21 protein-coding genes are annotated in these 20,874 nt (G+C 54.7%); 5 read left to right on the forward strand and 16 right to left on the reverse strand.

Annotation, left to right across the window (positions count from 1 at the left end; genetic code table 11):
• Positions 1 to 65: 65 nt before the first annotated feature.
• The 4 genes from FE783_RS34200 to FE783_RS34215 form a co-directional block, all read right to left on the reverse strand.
• Positions 66 to 815 (reverse strand): polysaccharide deacetylase family protein, encoded by a 750-nt coding sequence (locus FE783_RS34200; protein ID WP_138883890.1) that lies wholly within the window; start codon positions 813 to 815, stop codon positions 66 to 68.
• A 172-nt stretch (positions 816 to 987) separates the two neighbouring features.
• On the reverse strand, positions 988 to 1,497 hold the full coding sequence (locus tag FE783_RS34205) for a GyrI-like domain-containing protein (protein ID WP_138883891.1): 510 nt from the start codon (positions 1,495 to 1,497) through the stop codon (positions 988 to 990).
• Positions 1,498 to 1,631: 134 nt separating this feature from the next.
• Complete coding sequence (locus FE783_RS34210) at positions 1,632 to 1,832, reverse strand: hypothetical protein (protein WP_138883892.1); 201 nt, start codon at positions 1,830 to 1,832, stop codon at positions 1,632 to 1,634.
• A 114-nt stretch (positions 1,833 to 1,946) separates the two neighbouring features.
• The gene (locus FE783_RS34215; protein WP_138883893.1) at positions 1,947 to 3,269 is read right to left on the reverse strand and encodes an RNA polymerase sigma factor; all 1,323 of its coding nucleotides are present in this window, start codon (positions 3,267 to 3,269) and stop codon (positions 1,947 to 1,949) included.
• A gap of 669 nt (positions 3,270 to 3,938) precedes the next feature.
• Here FE783_RS34215 and FE783_RS34220 point away from each other — a divergent pair.
• Positions 3,939 to 4,826, forward strand: a complete 888-nt coding sequence (locus FE783_RS34220) for a cation diffusion facilitator family transporter (protein WP_420799794.1) — start codon at positions 3,939 to 3,941, stop codon at positions 4,824 to 4,826.
• 83 nt (positions 4,827 to 4,909) lie between these two features.
• On the opposite strand, the gene FE783_RS34225 is transcribed toward FE783_RS34220, so the two are convergent.
• The gene (locus FE783_RS34225) at positions 4,910 to 5,839 is read right to left on the reverse strand and encodes a VanW family protein (RefSeq protein WP_138883894.1); all 930 of its coding nucleotides are present in this window, start codon (positions 5,837 to 5,839) and stop codon (positions 4,910 to 4,912) included.
• Between the two features lie 226 nt (positions 5,840 to 6,065).
• On the opposite strand from FE783_RS34225, the gene FE783_RS34230 reads away from it, so the two are divergent.
• From FE783_RS34230 to FE783_RS34245, 4 genes are all read left to right on the forward strand, one after another.
• Entirely contained in the window at positions 6,066 to 6,776 is a 711-nt protein-coding gene (locus FE783_RS34230; RefSeq protein ID WP_238403354.1) for a DsbA family protein, read from the forward strand.
• Entirely contained in the window at positions 6,773 to 7,207 is a 435-nt protein-coding gene (locus tag FE783_RS34235) for a disulfide oxidoreductase (RefSeq protein ID WP_238403355.1), read from the forward strand. The genes FE783_RS34230 and FE783_RS34235 overlap by 4 nt, the downstream gene beginning before the upstream one ends.
• Before the next feature lie 107 nt (positions 7,208 to 7,314).
• Positions 7,315 to 8,022 (forward strand): AzlC family ABC transporter permease, encoded by a 708-nt coding sequence (locus tag FE783_RS34240; RefSeq protein WP_138883896.1) that lies wholly within the window; start codon positions 7,315 to 7,317, stop codon positions 8,020 to 8,022.
• A complete protein-coding gene (locus FE783_RS34245; RefSeq protein WP_138883897.1) occupies positions 8,019 to 8,342 on the forward strand; it encodes an AzlD domain-containing protein in 324 nt (107 codons plus the stop codon). The genes FE783_RS34240 and FE783_RS34245 overlap by 4 nt, the downstream gene beginning before the upstream one ends.
• Before the next feature lie 58 nt (positions 8,343 to 8,400).
• Here FE783_RS34245 and FE783_RS34250 read toward each other — a convergent pair whose 3' ends face one another.
• From FE783_RS34250 to hrcA, 11 genes are all read right to left on the reverse strand, one after another.
• Positions 8,401 to 9,678 carry a glucuronate isomerase gene (locus FE783_RS34250; RefSeq protein ID WP_138883898.1) on the reverse strand — a complete coding sequence of 426 codons (1,278 nt, stop codon included), beginning with the start codon at positions 9,676 to 9,678 and terminating at the stop codon, positions 8,401 to 8,403.
• Between the two features lie 85 nt (positions 9,679 to 9,763).
• Positions 9,764 to 11,251: a tagaturonate epimerase family protein gene (locus tag FE783_RS34255; RefSeq protein WP_138883899.1), complete on the reverse strand. Its 1,488-nt coding sequence runs from the start codon at positions 11,249 to 11,251 to the stop codon at positions 9,764 to 9,766.
• A 260-nt stretch (positions 11,252 to 11,511) separates the two neighbouring features.
• Positions 11,512 to 12,474 carry a metallophosphoesterase family protein gene (locus FE783_RS34260; RefSeq protein ID WP_138883900.1) on the reverse strand — a complete coding sequence of 321 codons (963 nt, stop codon included), beginning with the start codon at positions 12,472 to 12,474 and terminating at the stop codon, positions 11,512 to 11,514.
• Positions 12,475 to 12,686: 212 nt separating this feature from the next.
• Positions 12,687 to 13,346, reverse strand: a complete 660-nt coding sequence (locus FE783_RS34265) for an SGNH/GDSL hydrolase family protein (RefSeq protein WP_138883901.1) — start codon at positions 13,344 to 13,346, stop codon at positions 12,687 to 12,689.
• 249 nt (positions 13,347 to 13,595) lie between these two features.
• Complete coding sequence (locus FE783_RS34270) at positions 13,596 to 13,967, reverse strand: hypothetical protein (RefSeq protein ID WP_138883902.1); 372 nt, start codon at positions 13,965 to 13,967, stop codon at positions 13,596 to 13,598.
• A 36-nt stretch (positions 13,968 to 14,003) separates the two neighbouring features.
• Positions 14,004 to 14,156, reverse strand: a complete 153-nt coding sequence (locus FE783_RS34275) for a YfhD family protein (RefSeq protein ID WP_138883903.1) — start codon at positions 14,154 to 14,156, stop codon at positions 14,004 to 14,006.
• Between the two features lie 140 nt (positions 14,157 to 14,296).
• A complete protein-coding gene (dnaJ, locus tag FE783_RS34280) occupies positions 14,297 to 15,412 on the reverse strand; it encodes a molecular chaperone DnaJ (RefSeq protein ID WP_138883904.1) in 1,116 nt (371 codons plus the stop codon).
• Between the two features lie 261 nt (positions 15,413 to 15,673).
• Positions 15,674 to 17,515: a molecular chaperone DnaK gene (dnaK, locus tag FE783_RS34285; RefSeq protein WP_138883905.1), complete on the reverse strand. Its 1,842-nt coding sequence runs from the start codon at positions 17,513 to 17,515 to the stop codon at positions 15,674 to 15,676.
• A gap of 49 nt (positions 17,516 to 17,564) precedes the next feature.
• Positions 17,565 to 18,194, reverse strand: coding sequence for a nucleotide exchange factor GrpE (gene grpE / locus FE783_RS34290; RefSeq protein WP_238403356.1), 630 nt, complete (start codon positions 18,192 to 18,194; stop codon positions 17,565 to 17,567).
• A gap of 33 nt (positions 18,195 to 18,227) precedes the next feature.
• Positions 18,228 to 19,754, reverse strand: coding sequence for a TCP-1/cpn60 chaperonin family protein (locus FE783_RS34295; protein WP_138883906.1), 1,527 nt, complete (start codon positions 19,752 to 19,754; stop codon positions 18,228 to 18,230).
• 42 nt (positions 19,755 to 19,796) lie between these two features.
• Positions 19,797 to 20,822, reverse strand: coding sequence for a heat-inducible transcriptional repressor HrcA (gene hrcA / locus FE783_RS34300; RefSeq protein ID WP_138883907.1), 1,026 nt, complete (start codon positions 20,820 to 20,822; stop codon positions 19,797 to 19,799).
• Between the last annotated feature and the right edge of the window lie 52 nt (positions 20,823 to 20,874).

Below are 20,874 nucleotides of genomic sequence, written 5' to 3' on the forward strand. Positions count from 1 at the left end.
TCCAGTCTATTCGCAAGTTGCGTCTTTATTCCCGGCTAATGCAAGTCGAGTGAGCCCTTATTCGATCATTTCTCTACCGCGGCCGCTTTCCGGTGCGTCAACAGCTCCGAAACGGTTATGAACCGGAAGCCCCTTTGCTTCAATTCCGGTAAAATTTGCTTTAACGCTTCAACCGTCTGCGTTTTGCCTTCCACATAATCATGGAACAGGACGATGTCTCCGTTGCGGGCGTTTTTCAATACTTTATTGACGATTTTCCCGACGCCAGGCGTGTTCCAGTCTTCCGTATCCTGATGCCACGACCACATGACCACTTTGTAGCCCGATTTTTTCGAAGCGCTGACGACCTGCTCGTTATAGTACCCCCCCGGCGGGCGAAACAAATGCGGCTTCTGCCCGGTCGCCTGAACGATGCTGTGCTCGGTTTTCATAATCTCCGCTTCGATCCCGTCCGCGGAAAGCTTCCTTTTGTTCATATACTTGTGGGTGAATGTATGATTGGCGATTTCGTGCCCCTCCGCCGTTTCCCTTTGTACGATGGCCGGAAACTTCTCTACTCGCTGGCCGACTACGAAGAACGTCGCTTTCGCTTCGTACTGCCGCAGCAGGTCCAATATGGCAGGCGTATCTACGGGATCGGGTCCGTCATCGAAGGTGAGGGCGATCACCTTCTCTTCGGTCGGCACCTCCCAGACGATTTCTCCGCGAGCTTCATAATATTCCCGCCCTTTCTTCGACGGCTCCGAGTTCGCGGTACTTATTGCTGTTGCGATCAAACACGCCGTAATGATTGCCGTTCTCCGAAATGTTCCCATTGCGTCCTCCACTCTCGATTCCTCTTTTTTCGCGGTCGGTCTAATGGTAATATCTCCGGAAATTGACAACCTATACCTGAGGAATGTCCCGCTCTATACCGGCAACAAAAAAAGCCCCGACTAGCGGGACTTCTGCCAAGCATCCTCAACAAACGGGTCTACCCGGTCCGACTCACGAGCCTCCCTGCCGCAGCCGTACGGGAAACCAAACGCTGTACTCCGAGTCCGGACTCGCATTGCCGAGAAACCGCTCGTCATAGTATTCGAAATTCCAGCCGGGGACGACTTCATATTCTGGATGCTGTCCAAGCCATGTAGACCAGAAATGCCCGTATGCGGAATTGATATCGTTAATGGTTCCTTTGCAAGTAACCACTACGTAGCTCGCCTCCGGTATGTCCGCCGACACCATTCCGTGGGGGATATCGCCCGCCTCGGACACTTCGACGCAAGCGACATAATCGATCGGGTCGCCCGGCTTGAAACCGGGCTTGAATTGCTCCAAACCATACATCTTGCCCGGCACTCGGAACGGAATTTCGTTCGCTCTGGGATTGAACCGTCCCCATAGCTTGGACAATTCATTGTCCGCCGGATTGACGCTCTCCGGCGTCCAGCTGATCGGCAAGCCGACAGCTTTGAAGGATGGCTTCTGCACGATTCGAATATCGATAATGGGCATAGTCACGACTCCTCTTCATAGATTCACTCGCGATGGGATTATATCCCATTATATACGAACACCCGTTCCGTATCAAGCTAAAAACCGCCCTTGACGTAAGGGCGGTCGCGAAAACGTATGGACCGGTACCTGCTCTAAGATCGCAGCCACATGATCGTCGTAAGCCGTTTCTTCTCCTCCTCGGCCGGAAGCGCCAGCAGGCCGGTTCGTTCCATGTATTCCATGCAGGCGAAGATGATGGAAGCTCCTGCATTCATCGCTTTGTACACAATTTCTTTTTCCGATATGTGCGATGGAGCAAGCTTCTTCCACAGCCGGACAAATTGATCGTGCACGTCCTCCAGCTTCGATTGCGCCTGTATGCCGGCGAGCGCTTCGTCCAGAATCGATTGCAGAGCTTCTATTTGACCTTCCTTGAAGAATGGAATGAGCGAGTCCGGCTTGCCGCCCTACATGGACACGAATCCTTTCTCGACCATCCGGCTGATGAGCAGCTTGTCGTATTCGCCGTGCTCGGCGCCGCTTTCCATGAGATCCACGATCCGGGCCATATCGGCGATATCCGGCGCGTTGAAATCTCTCCACCCGAGCCCGGACCACCAGGTTTCCATTTGCAGCCCATAATATTTCCCGTTATTTCTGGACTTGATTCCGTTATTGACGTATTTGCGAACGATACCATAATCCGGTATTCGGCGCTCATATTCCGAAGGCTCGTAGATCATTCTGGCGGATACGATATATTTGCCGCCGTCCTTCCGTTCTTCCGGCTGATATCGTTTGTAATAGTCCGGCTCTTTCACCCGTCCGTATTGGCGGCCGATAGCATAAGGAATGAACGCCCATAACAAGAATGTATCGTTCAAATGGCATCCGTGAAAGCCGATGGCGCGAATGTCGTCCAGTCTGGAGGAAATGCAGCCGTACAGCTCTCCTGCCATCTTATCCGCCCACTCTTTTCTAATGACGACATCCTGCGCGTAACTGTCCATCGTATCGATAATAAAATTCGTCCGGTACTTGCCTTTGCCCGTCTTGAGCAGCAAGTCGGATTTCTCGTATTTGGCGATTTCGTCCTCGACGTAAGCGCTGGCCACGCCGATGGCGCGGGCGATCTCTTCGACGGACAGCGGCTTGTCGTAAGCCGCCGCGCATATGTTGGAAGCTATGAGCGATTGGAAGTAGCTGTTCGGTTCGCCTTTGGGACCCGGCATACCGGAATGGCCCACCCCGAGCCTCACCGGTTTGAAGCTCAATTGTTCCGCGGTTTGATTCATATTCATGCCCTCCTTCAATTTTTTGCGCGCTTCGAACAGATGCCATTTGACGGTCCCCGGAGCGATTCCGGTATCCCCGGCTATGCGCTCGACGGATTGACGCTCGTAGTAGTAGCGGATCGTAATATCCCGATGCACCTTTGACAAATACGCCACTTCCATGGCAATCCGTTCCAAGCCGCCTTCCAGCCCCGCTGAGAGCTGCTCCTGAATCCCCCGCCTGGCGGTGTACGGATCGTCCAGATCGACTAAGTTCCAATGGCGCTTCTCTTTGCTTAAATAATTGCTCCACGTATAGCAGCAAATCGTATGCACCCAAGCATCCCAGTTGGCGATTTCTTTGCCGGAGCGGACGGAACGGAGCAGTGCCATCGCAATGTCTTGAGCCAAATCTTCCGCGTTTTGCCGGTGCCCCGTCTTTGCCAGAGCAAACCCGAATATTTTGGCGGTGTATTTCTTGACTAGGGATTCGTCGAAACGGTATTCCGGAAGCATCGCATGAACTCCTTTGAGACGTCTCGTTATATAAGTAGCCGTCAGCGGGAAACGGTTGGCCTACTGGATCTAAAAAATTTCATATTCTTGGCAAAATCATCCGTACAAAGCTCGGTCCTCTACGAAAAGAATAATCGGGAACGATCCAGTTTACAAACGACAAAAAAACGGCACGTCTGCGACCTACGCTTCGCAAAAGCACCGTTTTCCAAACTCGCCATACTCGATTTTCCGATTTTATATTGTTTTCCGGCAGCTTTGTCGTTTAGGACGATCGGATATTCCGGATCGTTCGATTTGCTCCACTCGCCTGTCCCTGCGCTGTACTCGCTCTTGTTCGGATTCCAATTGTAGGTCGATTTGGCGAAGGCGAACGTGCCGTCTTTTTTAAGCGTCAAGGTGCCGTCGGACGAACCGGCGAACGTGGTGACTGTCCGGGCTTGCGCATTCCGCCGTCAGCATCATTCCACAGCTTGTTCACACATTACCGGCATGAATCCATTGAATCGTTCAAACCCGGTATGGTATAATAACGTGACTTTGTGGCAAAGTGGTGGTTGAATTGAATTCGTCGTATTTGCACATCCTAAAAAATGCCAAATCCTTGACCGAAACCGGTCAAGGATTTTTGTTTCCTTCGGGAAAAAAAACTGTAGGGGGTAATCATTTGTGACCGGGGGGAACAATGCGTCCATGCTTGCCGTATGGATCAGCCTGCTCAGCAATGCCGCGTTAACCGTACTTAAATTACTCGTCGGTTTGTTGGCGGGAAGCCAAGTTTTGATCGCCGACGGCGTTCATAACGCAGGCGATGTTATCGCCACGGCCGCCGCTTTAAGCTCCATGCGCATCTCGAAACGCCCTGCCGACGAGGACCACCCATACGGTCACGGCAAGGCGGAAGTGCTCGGCTCCGGCATCGTAGCCATCATTCTTGGGCTTGCGGCGCTCTATATCGGCTACCACGCCGTACTCGCTTTTTTTCACGAACCGGGTCAGGCCAGTTTGCTCGCTCTTGCGGCGGCGATTGTTTCCGTCGTGTGGAAGCAGGCGCTGTACGTGTACACGATGAGAATCGGCAGGAAGGAGAACAGCAAAGGACTGATCGCAACCGCATACGACCATCTGGCCGACGTGTACGCCTCTATCGCTGCGGTAATCGGAATTGGGCTCGCTCTTATCGGCGATTATTACGACATTCATTATTTGGCTTACGGCGATCCGGCCGCAGGTATTATCGTGTCCGTCCTCGTATTGAAATTGGCTTGGCATATGGCCCAGGAAGCGATCGACATCTTGATGGAGAAAACGGTTAGCGAGGAGAAGCTGAGCGAATACACCTCGCTCGTGAGAAGCATACCCCAAGTGAAAAGGATCGACCGGATCCGGGCTAGAGAGCATGGCCACTATATTTTGGTCGACGTGCGCGTAAGCATTCCCGGGGAGCTTAGCATCCAGCAAGGTCACGACATCGCCCGCTCCATCAAGCGGGCGATCATGGACCGCCATCAGGAAGTGGATGAAGTTCTGATCCATCTCAATCCTTGGTACAGCTAAAGCGTCCGACAAACGGCGGCAATGAAGCCGCCCGCTTGTACCGGAGAGGAACGACGCCCCTTCCCGGCACTCGGCGACGGGAATTACTGTCGGCTCGGATCGTTCGCGTCGTTATCAATCGATATCTCTTCCGGCAAACGTTTCGACGTACTGGGCACTTCACGCGGCTTGTACTCGATCGCGTCGGAAGAGTAGATCGAGACGGACATCGTCCCTCCGCCCGCGAACGAGCGAATGAGGATCGGCTGATTGTATTGGTTCACAAACGTAAAATCCGGTCCGCCCCAGCTTACCGTCGCATCCCGGCCCGGCGGCACGTAAGGCACGTCGCGGCTGTGGGAATAACGCTGCACGATTTGCAAGCCCGCACGGTCTGAAGCATTGAACAGTGTCGAAGAAACTTGGCATATTCCTCCGCCGATTCCTTCCGACATCTCTCCCCTTACGATGATCGGAGCGCGCAAATATCCCCGGTCCTCCGTACGCCTTCCGACGACTTTGTTGAACGAGAATAGTTCCCCCGGGAAGACGACGTGATTGTTGATCGTTTTCGATGCAAGCGCCAAATTGAAAGAGCGGTTTTTGTTGCCCGTATTGTAGTAAGTCGTGTATTGCCCGATCGGCTTCTGCCGTATGTTCGCAAGCAGCTCGCTGTCCACCCTCGGATAAATCGCTATTCGCTCCGCTTCGATCCGGGATGGGCCTTTGCCGTAATAATACGTATAAAATTGCTCCTTAAACGATTCGCGATTCAGTCTATAGCCCGGCTTCTCCGGAATGATCTTCCCGTTGTCCCCGATTTTCGCGTTAACGGGCGGCTGGTACGTGCGCCGGTCCGCATGATCGATCAGACGGTCGAGCTTGTCCATGTCGATCATCGTTTGACCCGGAAGCGAATAGTCCGACCGGTTGGCGGTCACTATCGGTTGTCCTTGAAGCTCCAGCGATAAAGGTTCGGGAATATGTGCTTGCGCAAGCAGCATCATCATTCCGATCAGCCATGCGGATTTCATAATCGGTGTACCCCCGTCCTGTTCACGTGTATATCCTCGTAGATACATTTTCCCAACTCCCCCGAAATTATGATTCGAAACGGTTATAGGGGCGGTCGGCAAGAACAGGAATAAAATGGGGAACACAGAGGACAAACCGTTTGCGGATCGGGCGAGTTACCTAACTGAGGCAGGAGAACACGCAAGTGCTCATCGGCAGACAATAACAGATAAGGATGTGCGAGCATTGAAGAAAAAATCCGCGAAAGCGAGCTACAAGGAACATCGGAGACAGGAGCTGGAAAAACAGCAAAAAACGAATAAGAGACTCATGTGGATAACGGCGGTCGCCGTTGTAGCCATTATTGCGCTCGTTGTCATATTCAAGCCTAAGCCGGGACCCGTAGATTTTGCCTACGATCAGCTGCCCGTTCTGGGATCGAAGGAAGCGCCGGTGAAAATCGTGGAGTTCGGCGATTACAAATGCCCGACCTGTCAATATTTCAGCCAGGAGATCGCGCCGAAGCTCCAGAAAGACTACATCGACAAAGGACTCGCTTCTCTCCATTTCGTCAACTTTGCTTTTCTGGGCCCGGATTCGACCACGGCGGCTCTGGCCGCGCAATCGGTATACCACCAGAGCAACGATGCGTTCTGGAAGTTTTATGACGCGCTGTACAAAAACCAGGGCAACGAAAATATACAATGGGCGACTCCCGAATTTTTGACCAACTTGATTCGTACCCAAGGAATTGCGGTCGATGCGAACAAGGTGATGGACGATATCAAGAACAAAACGTACGTCTCCGAAGTGGACGAGCATAATGCGAAAGCCCGCAAATCCGGAGTTACCGGCACTCCTTCGCTGTTCATTAACGGAGTGAAGCTTGCCAATGCGGTCGACTACGATTCGATCAAGTCCGCGATCGATCAGGCATTAAAGGGTGAAGGCAAATGACGAACGAATCCGGAATGCTTTCGCTGGTTCGGAAATATTCGCTGTATATGGCCTGGTTCGTATCCCTCGTCGCCGTCGGCGGAAGCCTGTACTTCAGCGAAATAGCCGGGTACGTACCGTGCAAGCTTTGCTGGTTTCAACGGATTTTCATGTACCCGCTGGTCATCATTCTGGGCAAAGCGTGCTATCAGGACGACCGCAAACAGATCGGTTACGTATTGCCGCTCAGCATCATCGGCGGACTCATTTCCCTTTATCATTACATGGAGCAGAAAATTCCGGGAATGGCCGGATTAATGCCTTGCACGTCGGGAGTGCCGTGCAATACGGATTACATCAACTGGCTCGGATTTATTACGATTCCTTTCTTGGCACTGATCGCGTTCAGCCTGATCACCCTGATTTTATGGATAGGACGCGTCCGTTCGTAACCGGCAATCTTTATAGAGGCAGTCCTTGGGGGCAATGTTGCCCTTCGAGGTCGGCCTCTTTTGCTTATTTGATGGTATAATGGGAGACAGACTGGGAGGAATAGCGGATGGAAACGAGCGGGGACACATCTCCTTCTTTCATGCAAGGAGTATATGACTGCGTACCTACCTTACTCGGGTATATAAGTATCGGCTTCGCGGCAGGAATAGTCGGAAATTCCGCCGATCTCAGCGTCATGGAGATCGGCCTGCTGTCGGCTCTTGTGTATGCGGGAGCGTCGCAATTCATCATTTGCGCCATGCTGATGACGATGAGCCCGCCGTCCGCGATCATAGCGACGACGTTTCTCGTCAACTTGCGCCACTTCTTGATGAGTGCGGCTCTGGCTCCGTATTTCTCGAAGTATTCACTGCTCCAAAACATCGGGATCGGCACCCTGCTGACCGATGAATCGTTCGGAGTGGCGTCCCACCGGATTGCCAAAGGGCTCATGCTCGGCAACCGCTGGATGAACGGCTTGAATGTCAGCGCCTATCTTACTTGGATAGCCGCTTGCATGGCCGGAGGATGGCTAGGCAGCTGGATTCCCGACCCGGAAGCGGCCGGCCTGGACTTTGCCTTGACGGCCATGTTTGTGGCGCTGCTCGTTCTGCAGCTGTATGCGCTGCCCGCTTCGAAGCTGAGGCATTACATAACCTTGATCGCTTATATGATCATCACCATGTTCGTCCTATCCTGTTTCTTCTCCACCTATATGGCCGTGCTTTTGTCGACGGTTATCGTAGCTGCTGTCGGGGCGGTGACAGAGAAGTGACAGTGGATCTGTCGGTGCTGCTTATCATCCTGGGTTGCGCTCTCGTCACTTGGATTCCCCGGATTACGCCTTTCGTCGTCGTCCGGAATATGAATTTGCCGAAAGCTTTTCTGAGGTGGCTGTCCTATATCCCGGTTTGCCTGCTTACCGCTCTGATCGTACAAGGGGTTATCCGCAAATCGGATCCGGTCCCTGCCGTCGACTGGTTGAATTTGGCGATCCTGGTTCCCACTTTATTCACCGCGATAAAAACGAAAAGCTTGCTGATGACCGTGCTTACGGGAATCGTCTCCGCCGCTTTGTTCAGGTGGCTGTTCTGAGTAATACGTAAAATCCCCCGAAACCGCAACGGTTCGAGGGATTTTTTTACTTGATGGTTCAGCTTCCCGCGCCTTCCACCGGATTCGGCTTGCCCAGGAAACGCCAGAATGCTCCGCCGAACAGATCGGCCACGTCGCGGCGTATTTCCTTCTTCTTGATTTTCCAGCCGGTGTCGAGCAGGTCGCAATATTTATCGCCCAGAACGTTCGCGATAATTTCACGGGAATGGTCCCATTTGTACAGCAGCTGATCCAGCACCCGGCAGTCGGAATGCTGCGGCGTAACGCTCGTGCCGAGCAGCTCGAAGCGCATGCGCGTCATTTCCTCGATCAAGCTCGGGTTGTTCAGGAACCACCAGCAGCCGAATACGTGCAGGTTGCGGAATTTGCGAGCGGCGACAGTCAAGCCGTGCTGATTCTCGCGGGCGAGCATCGTACAGAGGAATTTGTTGTCCGGATGCATCGCGCACATTTGCTCGACCGCCCGGACATCGCTCAATCCGACGCTGTCTCCCGCGTCGCCGAGCGCCGGGTTCACCCGTTTGTTCACGCCGATCATCATCGCGAACGGAATATCGAATTCGCGGGCGACCGGAATGATGCACTTCTCGATAATGTCGCCGCGCGCCGTTTTTTCCGGATAACGGAAGCTCGGAGGAAGCGAAACCGCCATATACAGCGGATTCATTTTGCGGATCCAGTAACGCAAAAACTCGCGGATGCCTTCGACCGTTTTGTCCGAAACGGCTTTCTCGACATCGTATCCCCATTCCTTCAACCGCTTCCACGTATGCTCCCCCCACTGCATGAGCAGCGGATCGATCCGCAGGGCGGTATTGAAGCGCGGATCCACCTTCTCGAGCGTCTCCCAGCCGTCGCGTTCCGAATCGACGAACGGATCGTTCGTCATGCATACGTTGGCCACGTTGGATAGCTTGAAGACGAGATCGATGTATTCGCTTGTTGTTTTCGAAGCGAAGAAAGCGCGGTAGGCTTCCAAATCTCTGGACGCCACATCGAGTCCTAGACGGCTGAGTACGGTCAATACGCCTCGGCACGCTTCGCTGTAAGGCGAATGGTCGATGAACAGCGTTTTCCAGACGAGATCGGCCTGCTCCCGCTTCGACATTGCCCAGAACGCCTCGTACTCAAGCTCCGGGTAGAAACGGAACGTCTCCGCGACCAGGTAATGATAAGTCAGCAATTCGTCGATTCCCCACAGCAGCATATTGCCGAAGTCTTCCGTGAACAAGTGGGTGTGAATGTCGGAGATCGGGGTGGTGCGGACGGTTTCCCGAACGTACGCACGAAGCTCCTCTTTGTTTTGAAATGCCATAAGCCGCTTCCTTTCCCCAGTAAGACGGAATTGATGATGTTAACGTGTGCATCTAAGTCATGCTTCTATTTTACACGTCTCCGCCTTATTTGCCAAGAAGGTTCACGTGTTTTCCGATATGGGCGATCAGTGCATCGGTGAAAGCTTGCTCGTTCTCGTCCATCGAACGGAAAAACTCGTCTTTAAACAAGGAACCGCCGTCTTCCTTCTTCGCTTGAAGCAAAATGCCGTACGTAATATGCAGCATTTGACGCGCATCGTCTTCGTTCAAATAGTCCGGAAGCGCGGCGTCGGATACGCTGTCAAGCGGCTTGATCGCGTTCAGGTCGGCCTTTACGTGGTAATACGCGGTCGCTTCGCTAAAATGCTCAAGCGCGTAAGCATGCATGCGGCGGTACAAGTCCGGATTCGTTTTCGCGATGACGCGCATCGCTTCCAGCCAATTCGTTCCGGCCGTTTTCAGATGGAACCGGCCTTTCGTATGAATGCCGATCATCGGGAATACGGTAAATTTGTCGCTGCCGGAATGAATGCTCAGCTTATAGCCGAAATGGTCGGCAATGGCCGCGTGCACTTTCAGCTCTTCCTCGAATCGGGCGACGTCGCCGATATAGTCGATCCCCTTCTGGAACTCGCCGCAAAACCGGGGCGCCATCGAGAACAACGTCACACCGCGTCCGTACAGCTCCTCGGCAATCAGGAAATGGGAAGCCGGGTCGGTCGGAGTCAACGTCTCGTCGATCGACACTTCGAAGTCGATTTCCCGTCCCGCAGTTTGAATGTACTTATGGAATACGTGCTCCATGTAATCGATCGCCTTGGCATAGATCAGCACGTTTTTGGCGAGCGAATGCTTGTTGAAGGCAAAACCGGTTCCGGCCGCTTCGAACGTGCGGTTCAAATATTTGCTCTCGTAACGGCTGCGAACTTCGGCGGATACTTGGTCGTACTTCGCCAGCAATTCTGCTTCGGAAAGCCCTTCGATCGTATTGTCGATATGCTCCGAGCAATCGAGCGTCAGCATCGTGAAGCCAAGCCCGAGCGCCATCTCGATATCGGCCTCGACCTTCAGATGGTCGCCGTCGGCGCCGAAGCCGTCCTTGTAGCCTTCCTGAAAAGCGGCGTAGCAAGCGGCATCCAGCACTTCCTTGTAATTGCGGCCGGTCAAATTCAGCTCGCGGATGCTTTGCTGGGCCAGAATCGGACGAATGTCCTTCCCGCGGACCGTCTGAATATGTCCGGGCGAAGCGATGCCCAGCCGGTCTCCCAGCCCGATCGTGGAAATGTTCGTTCCGAAGGCGCGGGGGGCCGTATAAGGGAAAAAGCGGTTGAGCGTCAGACGGTTCGCATGGGTAAGCGGACACAGCTTAGCGGGAACGGAGCCCCCTTGAACGGTGTCCCCGTCCAATGCGTCCGCAAGCTCGCCTGTTCCCTCTGCCAGCAGCGCCTTGCGTCCGTTATGCTTGACCATGACGAGCCGGACGCCCTCATGCTCGGCGAGCGAGCGCTCGTAGACGGACAGCTCAGCACCGCCGTTCCTCAATGCTTCAATGACGGAATGTATTGTTTGCATCTGGTGCCTCCTTATATCGCCGTCAAATTGACGGCTTCTAGTGTTAGTTTACGGATAATCGTTCGCACAAACTCACACTTAGGAACTTTAACGGAATAACGTGCCTGCTCTCTGACGACCGGGACTTGCCGGTACACAAAGCCCCGGTCGTCAGTCAGGGCGGTTATTTCGTTAAAGTTCGTTAGCCTCATCTTAGCGCAATTTCTATCTTGTTTCTGTTCATTTTTTGCGGGATGAACGAATTATTCAACATTTCTTGCTTATCCCTTAACGGGAATATGCTCCTGCTGCTCCATTACGACGGTTCCATCGTCCAAGCGGAGCCACGATTCGAAAGTAGGCTCGCCTTCACGAAGCCGGATCAAGCGCGATCCGCGCGGAAAACCTTCGCGGCCGTAAGTATTGTATCCGGTCGCCCTGCCGTAGCATAACCGGATGCCGTGCAGCTCGCCCCAGTAGTCGTTCACATGATCGTGCCCGCAGAAGGTACCCATTACGCCGCCCGCTTCAATCATCGCCGCGAACAAACCGCTGTTCAGCTGCGGCGAGCACACATCTTCGTGCTTGCTGCCATAACACGTTTCCGTCTCCCATACTTGGCGGTATTCGGGCAGCGGGATATGGAAAAAAGCGAGGGCGGGCAGCGGCTCGCCGCCATTGCGATCGATAATCGTACGGGACTCGTTCATGTACCAGTCGATCTGATCTCGGCGAATCCAATCATAGCCGCGTACACGAGGCAGAGGCGAATAGGCGCCGGAGTCGAAGCCGTACAAAGCGGCCGCGCTGTGGCCTCCGTTCCCCACCACCTCGAGTACGAAGTTGCTGTAACCATGAACGTGCTCCGGCCCGCCCGCAGAAACCGCGTAGTCCATCGCTTCGACGAGTGAGGCGAGCTCCTCGCGCGTGATGTACTGCTCCGTATCGTGGTTGCCGAAGACGACGGCCCATGGAATGCGGTTGCGCTCGGCCGATGCGACCGCATCCCGGAACGCTCCGCTCGGATCGAGACAAGGACGCTTCCCCTCTCCGACTTTCCCCGTATAAATTACGTCACCCGTATAAACGATAAGGTCCGGCTTCTCCTCAAGTATGACTTGCTCCATTAACGCCCGGGAGCGCATATCCGCCTCGCTGCCGTCAATCCAATGAATATCCGTAAATTGTGCGATCGTAAATGTACCGTCTTGGCGAAATTTCAGCTTGCCCTTATGCTTGTCCATGTGTCGTCTCTCCCTATGTTAGACTGTAAGCGAGACGATTATATGGAATATAGGTAGACGTGTCAATACAGCAAGCAGTTGAGTTTAGGAGCCGAGAATGAATAAGGGACGGTTACCCAGTATAGAAACCGATTTCTGATATTCGCCGAGAATACCCTGCCTGCAGCTCCTCCACAACATGAGGCGCTGCCGCAGAGCAGGTGTGCCCGGAATTACTTGTTCCAATCGAATCCGATGCCGTTCAGAAACGCGCGCGCCAACACCATATGACCGGTCATACCCGGGTGTACCCGGTCCCACGCGAGAGTCGCCGGGTAGTAATGTTCCAGCACCCGATCAAACGCTTTCTGCGTATCGACGAAGATTGCCCCCGTCTCCGAGGCGATTTGCTCGACAACTTTGCCATAGCGGTCCATCGCGGCGCGCATCGGATCGTTCGGATTCGGTTCGATATAGAACGGAGTCATCAGGACGAGACCTTTCAGCAGCGGCTTCGCCTCGGCGACCAGCTCGCGCAGCGTCCGCCCGTACTCCTCGATGCCGACGTGCTTCTCGGTATAAGTCGGCAAATCGAATTGGCGCCATACGTCGTTGATGCCGATCATGATCGAAAGCCAGTCCGGCTTCAAGTCGATAACGTCCGTCTGCCAACGTTCTCTCAGATTGCGCACCGTATTGCCGCTTGTCCCTACATTCGTAACACGGATGTCATAGGACGGATACATCGTCCCGAGGAGCGCGTCCACGAGCGATACGTATCCTTTGCCGAGCGCTTCCCCTCTTCCTTCTCCGATCGGTCTTGCGCGTCCGCAATCGGTAATCGAGTCGCCGATCATGACCAGTCTGCTTTTCGGCTGCAGCTTCAAATCCATTCCCTCCCAGTTCGTATCCGTTACTCGTCTATTATAAGGGCCCGGTATAGTTCTGGAAATATAAACATTTCGGATAGCGGGCAAAAAAAAGAGGAGCCGGCTGCCTCGGCCGCTCCCCGTTCCTTCCTTAACGTTTCAGAATGTTTAAGTTCGCTAAAGCGTTAAAGCGAACAGAGACATTCTGAACCAAGAAAAACTTCCGCTAAACCGTGGTCGCTCATCCTCGAATTACGACGATAGACGTTTTTCTTACAATAAACCGCCGCAATCTTTGACGACCCGCAGCGCCTGATGATGCACGCTCTCGTCCATTACGGCCGTCAATAAATAATTGCGGCCCATCGTATCGTCTTCGCCGCCGGAGCTCATTCCGCTCGCGCTTACGTCCGCCGCCGCAAGGATGGCCGCATTGCGGTCCCCGAAATCGCCTCCGAGCGTCAAGTACCCGAGTCCGCTGAAATCGCCGTTGATCGGATTCTCCAGATGATCGCTGCCTTCGCCCGGAAAACGGCCGACCTCGTCGACCCGCATCTCCGTAATCCTCAGCGCCTTCAGCTTGGCCGCCGCTTCTTTCGCTTCCTCGACCGTATGGAAATAAGCCAATATATTTTTTTCAGACATCGTCTCTCACCTCCAATTCGATACGGCTGCCATCCATTAATCGTTTTGCTGCCGGTTGTCCGCCGCTTCGGCGCGCTCGACCGCTTCGAGATCGTCCTCATCGGCCAGCGCCTCGGAAAAATCCACGTCTTCATTTTTCCCTATCGGTAACGCTTCGTTTTCATTCGCTTCAACTTGCTCGAAACTCATACTGTTCTCCTCCTGTTCATGGACATGTCCTCTCGTACCCGTCTAGTTTTCCAAGGAGAGGAAAAATTATGCACGGCAGGAAAACGCGAAAAGGCCGTATCCGGATAACCCGAATATCGGCCTGGTCCTCTGTATGGTAGTTAATCACCCAAAAACGCCTTTTTCATGCGTTCGAAAATCGATTTGTTTTGCTCGTGCGTATGCTCGCCGCTTTGCTTGGCAAAATCGCGAAGCAGCTCTTTTTGCTGCTCGTCCAGACTCGTCGGCGTTACGACGACGACCTTGACCTGCTGATCGCCTTGGCCGTAGCCGCGCAGACGCGGTACGCCTTTGCCCTTCAGGCGGAAATAAGTGCCCGTCTGGGTGCCGGCCGGAATTTTCAGCTTTACCTTCTCGGTAAGCGTCGGTATTTCGATCTCGTCCCCGAGCGCCGCCTGCGTAAATGTCAGAGGCACTTCGCAAAAAATGTCGTCGCCCTCGCGTTCGAAGAAGTCGTGCGATTTGACGCGGATTACGATGTAGAGGTCGCCCGAAGGTCCGCCTTTCGTACCGCCCTCCCCTTCGCCGGATACGCGCAGCTGCGCTCCGTCGTCAACGCCGGCCGGAATTTTCACGTGAATTTTCCGCTGCTTCTTCACTTTGCCCGCGCCGTGGCAGGTCGAGCACTTCTCTTTGATAATCGAGCCTTGTCCGTTACAGGTGGAACACACTCTGCGGTTGACCATCCGCCCGAACGCCGTGTTTTGCACGACCTCCTGCTGCCCTGTGCCGCGGCACGTTTGGCACGTTTCCGGCCGGGTTCCCGGCTTCGCTCCCGAGCCGTGGCAGTTGTCGCACGATTCGGTACGCGGAATTTGGATATCCATTTCTTTCCCGAAGACGGCTTCCTTGAACTCGATCGTCATCGTATACTGCAGATCCGCTCCGCGCTGCGGCGCGTTCGGGTTGCGGCGCTGGCCGCCTCCTCCGAAGAACATGTCGAAGATGTCTCCGAAGCCGCTGAAATCTTGACCGCCGAAGCCGCCTCCGCCCTGGCTCGGATCCGCAGTGCCGAAACGGTCGTAGTTCGCCCGCTTCTGGCTGTCGCTTAACACTTCGTAAGCTTCCTTCGCTTCCTTGAACTTCTCTTCCGCATCGGCCGCCTTGTTCACGTCCGGATGATACTGGCGGGCCAACCGACGGTAAGCCTTCTTGATGTCGTCTTCCGATGCATCTTTGCCCACGCCGAGCACTTCATAAAAATCGCGGTCGCTCACCGTTCCACCTCCCCCAAGTTACCCCAAAAAGTGAGGTATCGCTCTGTAGCTTATTCCGGGTACTTTTCGGGGACCCCGAGACTGATGCCCCAAAAAGTGACGTATTTCTTCGTTGCATATTCCGAGTACTTTTCGGGGACCCCGAGACTGATGCCCCAAAAAGTGACGTACTTGCCCCACCCGATTCGATTGCAAAACGAAAGTCAAAGCCAAGGAAAGCCCCGGCTTTGACTTCCGACGAAATCGCCTGCAACCCAACTATTACTTCTTGTCGTCCACGACTTCGTAGTCGGCGTCTACGACGTTATCGCGCTTCGCGCCTTCGGCTCCGCCCGCTGCAGCGCCTTCTCCGGCTTGCGCGTCTTTAGCCGCTTGCTCGTACAGCTTGACGGACAGCTGCTGCACGACTTCGGTCAACGATTCCGTCGCTTTTTTGATCGCCTCCAGGTCGTTGCCTTCCAACGCCTTTTTCAGCTCTTCTTTGCCGGCGTTCGCTTTGTCGATTTCCGCTTGATCGACTTTGTCGCCGAGATCCTTGATCGTTTTGTCGACGGAGTAGATCAGCTGATCCGCTTCGTTGCGGGCTTCGACCAGCTCTTTGCGCTTGCGGTCTTCTTCGGCATGCGCTTCGGCGTCCTTCATCATTTTGTCGATTTCATCGTCGCTCAAACCGCTCGACGACGTGATCGTAATTTTTTGGCTTTTGCCCGTTCCTTTATCGAGCGCGGATACGTTCACGATACCGTTGGCATCGATGTCGAACGTAACTTCGATTTGCGGAATGCCGCGAGGAGCCGGTGGAATATCTCCGAGCATGAACCGTCCGAGCGTCTTGTTGTCGCTCGCCATCGCGCGCTCGCCTTGAAGAACGTGAATTTCTACGCTCGTTTGGTTGTCCGCATAAGTCGAATAAACTTGCGATTTGCTCGTCGGGATCGTCGTATTGCGATCGATCATCTTCGTGAACACGCCGCCGGCCGTCTCGATTCCGAGCGACAACGGGGTAACGTCGAGCAGCACGACATCTTTTACGTCGCCGGTCAGTACGCCCGCTTGAATCGCTGCGCCGAGTGCTACGACTTCGTCCGGGTTAACGCCTTTGTGCGGCTCTTTGCCGATCAATTTCTTAATCGCTTCTTGAACGGCCGGAATCCGCGTCGATCCGCCTACCAATACGACCTTGTTGATTTCACTTGTCGCTAGACCGGAGTCGTTTAGCGCTTGACGAGTCGGGCCGAGCGTACGCTCTACGAGCGGAGCCGAAATTTCTTCGAATTTGGCGCGGGTCAAGTTTACTTCCAAGTGCTGGGGCACACCGTCGACAACCGTGATGAACGGCAGCGAAATCGTCGTCGTGAGCACGGTGGAAAGCTCTTTTTTCGCTTTCTCGGCGGCATCCTTCAGACGTTGGACGGCCGCTTTATCCTTGCTCAAATCGATGCCGTGCTCTTTCTTGAACTCGGCTACCAAATAATCGATAATGACTTGGTCGAAATCGTCGCCGCCGAGACGGTTGTCGCCGCTCGTTGCTTTAACCTCGAAGATACCGTCGCCGAGCTCGAGGATCGATACGTCGAACGTACCGCCGCCAAGGTCGTATACGAGAATCGTTTGGTTCGTATCCTGCTTGTCGAGACCGTAAGCAAGAGCGGCTGCCGTAGGCTCGTTGACGATCCGCAGCACTTCGAGTCCGGCGATTTTGCCCGCATCCTTCGTAGCTTGGCGCTGGCTGTCGTTAAAATAAGCCGGTACGGTAATAACCGCTTGGGATACGGTCGTACCTAAGTAAGCTTCGGCATCCGCCTTCAGCTTCTGCAAGATCATGGCCGAAATTTCTTGCGGCGAATAGTTGTTGTCGTCGATTTTTTCCTTGTGGTTCGTACCCATATGACGTTTGATCGAAATAACGGTGCGGTCCGGGTTCGTGATCGCTTGGCGTTTCGCCGTTTCCCCGACGACGCGCTCTCCGTCCTTCTTGAAGCCGACCACCGAAGGGGTCGTGCGATTGCCTTCCACGTTAGGGATAACTACCGCTTCTCCGCCTTCCATGACGGCTACGCAGGAGTTGGTCGTACCCAGGTCGATTCCGATTACTTTACTCATCTTATTGTTACCTCCTTGGAATGGAACTATCTGGTATAATGAACATTTGTCAGCCGCTTACTTTAACCATCGCTACGCGGAGAACTTTATCCTTGAGCATGTATCCCTTTTGCACTTCTTCCACTACGATGCCTTCCTCATGCTCTTCGGATTCCACCTGCATGATCGCCTGATGGTATTCCGGGTTGAAAGGCTGACCGACCGACTCGATCGGCTTCAAGCCTTCCTGGACGAGCACTTGATCCAGTTGGCGGTAGATCATGTCAACGCCTTTAAGCAGCGAATCGTGATCTTTATTTTCCTTGGAGACGGAAATCGCCCGATCGAAATTATCGACGATCGGCAGCAGCTGCTCGATCAGCTTGCCGGATGCGTATTTGGCGAAATCTTCCTTCTCCTGGCGCGACCGGCGCCGGAAATTGTCGAAATCGGCCTGTGTGCGCAAATAACGCTGGTAATGCTCGTCGGCCAGCTTACGCTGTTCCTCCAACTGGCGTTGCAATTCGGCAGTCGCAGACGTTGCTTCCTGCGCCTCGGCGGATTCACCTGCACTCGCTTCCGCAGTTTTAGTAACAGCCTCTTCATTTGCGGACTGAGGATCGGTCGCCGCCACATCGCCGGGCTTTTTCGTTTCCTCTTCCGTATCGAGAATCGCTTGACGCTTCTCTTGTTCAGTCACCTCAGTACACCTCCATGATCGTAATCCGTTTCGTTACTCGTCGGATTTCATCTTAATTACGGTATGAATGCGCAGTACCGCGGCGGCAACCTCGCCGGCCGCTCTAAGCGCATGCACCTTGACCGGCGTCGGATCGATAATGCCGCTCGCCAGACAGTCCGTCACCTGACCGCTGTCGCAATCGATGCCATGCCTGTCCGACCGCTCGGCCAATTGCGCGGACTTGACCGACTCTACCTTCTCCAGCGGATTGAATCCGGCGTTTTGCGCCATTTGGGCGAGCGGCTTGCGCAAAGCCTGGGCCACCGCTTCTACTCCGAACGCCTCGAGTCCGGTCACCATCTCCCGGTAGCGCTCCAGCTCGTGGGCGATTGCCACTTCCACCGAACCGCCACCGGGCAAATAGCCTCCCCGAATCGCCGCCTGTACGGCTGCCGCCGCGTCTTGCGCGATTCGCGCCCGTTCGCCTACCACCTCGCGGGTGCTGGCGCCGACGAGCACCGTCGCGGTGGGCTTGCCGGCTCCTCCCGACAACCGCACCCGGCGGATGCGGCTGTCGTACAGGAGCGCCTCGCAGCGGCCCGTATAGGCGGCCAGCTCCTGATTCGGCTTGCCCAATGCGGAACGGCGCGCGGGTCGGGCCCCGGTATGTTCGCATAAACGCTCAAGCTCGCGCTTCGGCACGCGCTGCAGCAGCATAATGCCGTGATCCGAGCAAAATTGCTCGGCTTCCGGGTCAGCGCCGCGGTCCAACGCGACGAGCCTTATGTTCAATTCGAGCAGCTTGCGCAAATGATCCGCAAACCTCTCCTTCAGCTTCATGAACGTTTGGAAGCCCGCTTCCGTGACCAACGCTTCTTCTTCCAGCTTCTCCGGCTCCAAAGCGTCGTACAGCACGAGCACCGCGGGGCCGGCGACGACCGACTCGAACTGATGCGCCTGAAACGGCTTCTGCTCCAGCAGCAGACCCGGCCATACTTCGCTCGACTGCCGCTCGTGAGAGACGACAAGGTCCGCGAAACGGAATCCGTCTTCGGTCAGCCGGCCGCCGCCAAGCTTCTTCGCCGCTTCTACGACCAGCTCCGCGATATCGCCATGCTCCCGTCCGGCAACGAAGGCGATCCGGTACAAAATCGGGTCGTCCGGGCCGCTCACCTTGCGGGAGCGTGCCAGCATCCGCTCGGAGGCGTACCCGACACCGTCGACGATTCCCTGTACCACCTTGGCTACCGGAACCCCTTTCGTAACTTGGGCCACGCCCTCCGATACGAGCGCGCCGGCCAACACGGTCGCCGTCGTCGTTCCGTCGCCGATCTGCTCCTGCTGGGATCGCGCCACCTGCACAAGCATGCGGGCGGCCGGGTGCGAGACGTCCATCTTCTCCAAGATGGTCGCCCCGTCGTTCGTTACGAGCACTTCCCCGCGCGAGCCGACGAGCATCGTATCGAGCCCTTTCGGACCGAGCGTCCCTTCGACGGCGGAGCATATGGCGCGTATTGCGGCGGCATTGTTAAGCAGGGCGGCGTGACGTTCTTCTCCTTCGTGATTCGCTTGTTTCATACCCGTCCGATCCCTCTTCCGGCCGGCTGCCCGAAGCCCGTATCATTTGTACCATCGGGCGAGCATGACGGCCATGTCTTTCGATAAATGGTCCAGCAGGCTGATGACTTTCCCGTATTCCATCCGTGTCGGTCCTAATATGCCGATCGTTCCGAGCAGCTGCCCGTCTATCGAATAGGATGCCGTTATAAGGCTGCAGCTATTAATCGCCTCAACGCTGTTTTCCGTGCCGATCTTGACCTGGATGCCTTTCGGGGCGGCGGAAAACAGCCTTACGAGCGTATGCGCCTCGTCGAACAGGTCCAAAATTCCCTTTACTTTATCGACGTCCTTGAACTCGGGCTGCGTCAGCATGTTCGTCGAGCCGCTGACGAAAATGCGGTCCTCCTCGTCGCTTTGCAAAGTGCCCTCGATCATCCGGATCAGTTCCTCGTACTTCGATACGTACTTGCCCAGCTCCGAGCTGACTTCGTTATGCAGCCTCGACTTGAAGTGGACGAGCGGAACCCCGGACAAGCGGGCGTTCATTAAATTCACGATTTTCTCGATTTCGCCTACCGGCATTCCGTCCGGAATCGAAATCACCTTGTTCTCCACATGACCGGTATTGGTTACAATAATGGCTACGGCCGATGTTTCATTCAAAGGCACGATCTGCAAATGCTTCAGCGTAGTCGTCATCAGCTCGGGTCCGAGCACGATCGAAGTATAATTGGTCAGACCGGACAATACGGTCGCCACGTGCTGAATCATATGCTCCATCTCTTGCAGCCTCTCGGCGAAAAACAGCTTCAGCACGTCCAGCTCGCCGCCGGACAAGCTTCCGAGCTTCACCAGGTGGTCCACATAATAGCGGTACCCTTTATGGGAAGGAATGCGCCCCGCCGAAGTATGCGGTTGTTCCAAAAATCCGAGCTCCTCCAAATCCGACATTTCGTTTCGGATCGTAGCCGGACTGTATCCGACATCGCCTCGCTTGGAAATGGTCCGTGATCCGACAGGCTCGGCTGAACGAATGTAGTCGTCGACAATGGCGCTCAAAATCAATTTCTGACGTTCAGATAACATATGCGGACCTCCCTCTAGTTTCCAAGCTTCTGACGCGTCGTTAGCACTCAAT

The organism is Paenibacillus mesophilus, from assembly GCF_005938385.1.
Classification (GTDB): Bacteria; Bacillota; Bacilli; order Paenibacillales; family NBRC-103111; genus Paenibacillus_AB; species Paenibacillus_AB mesophilus.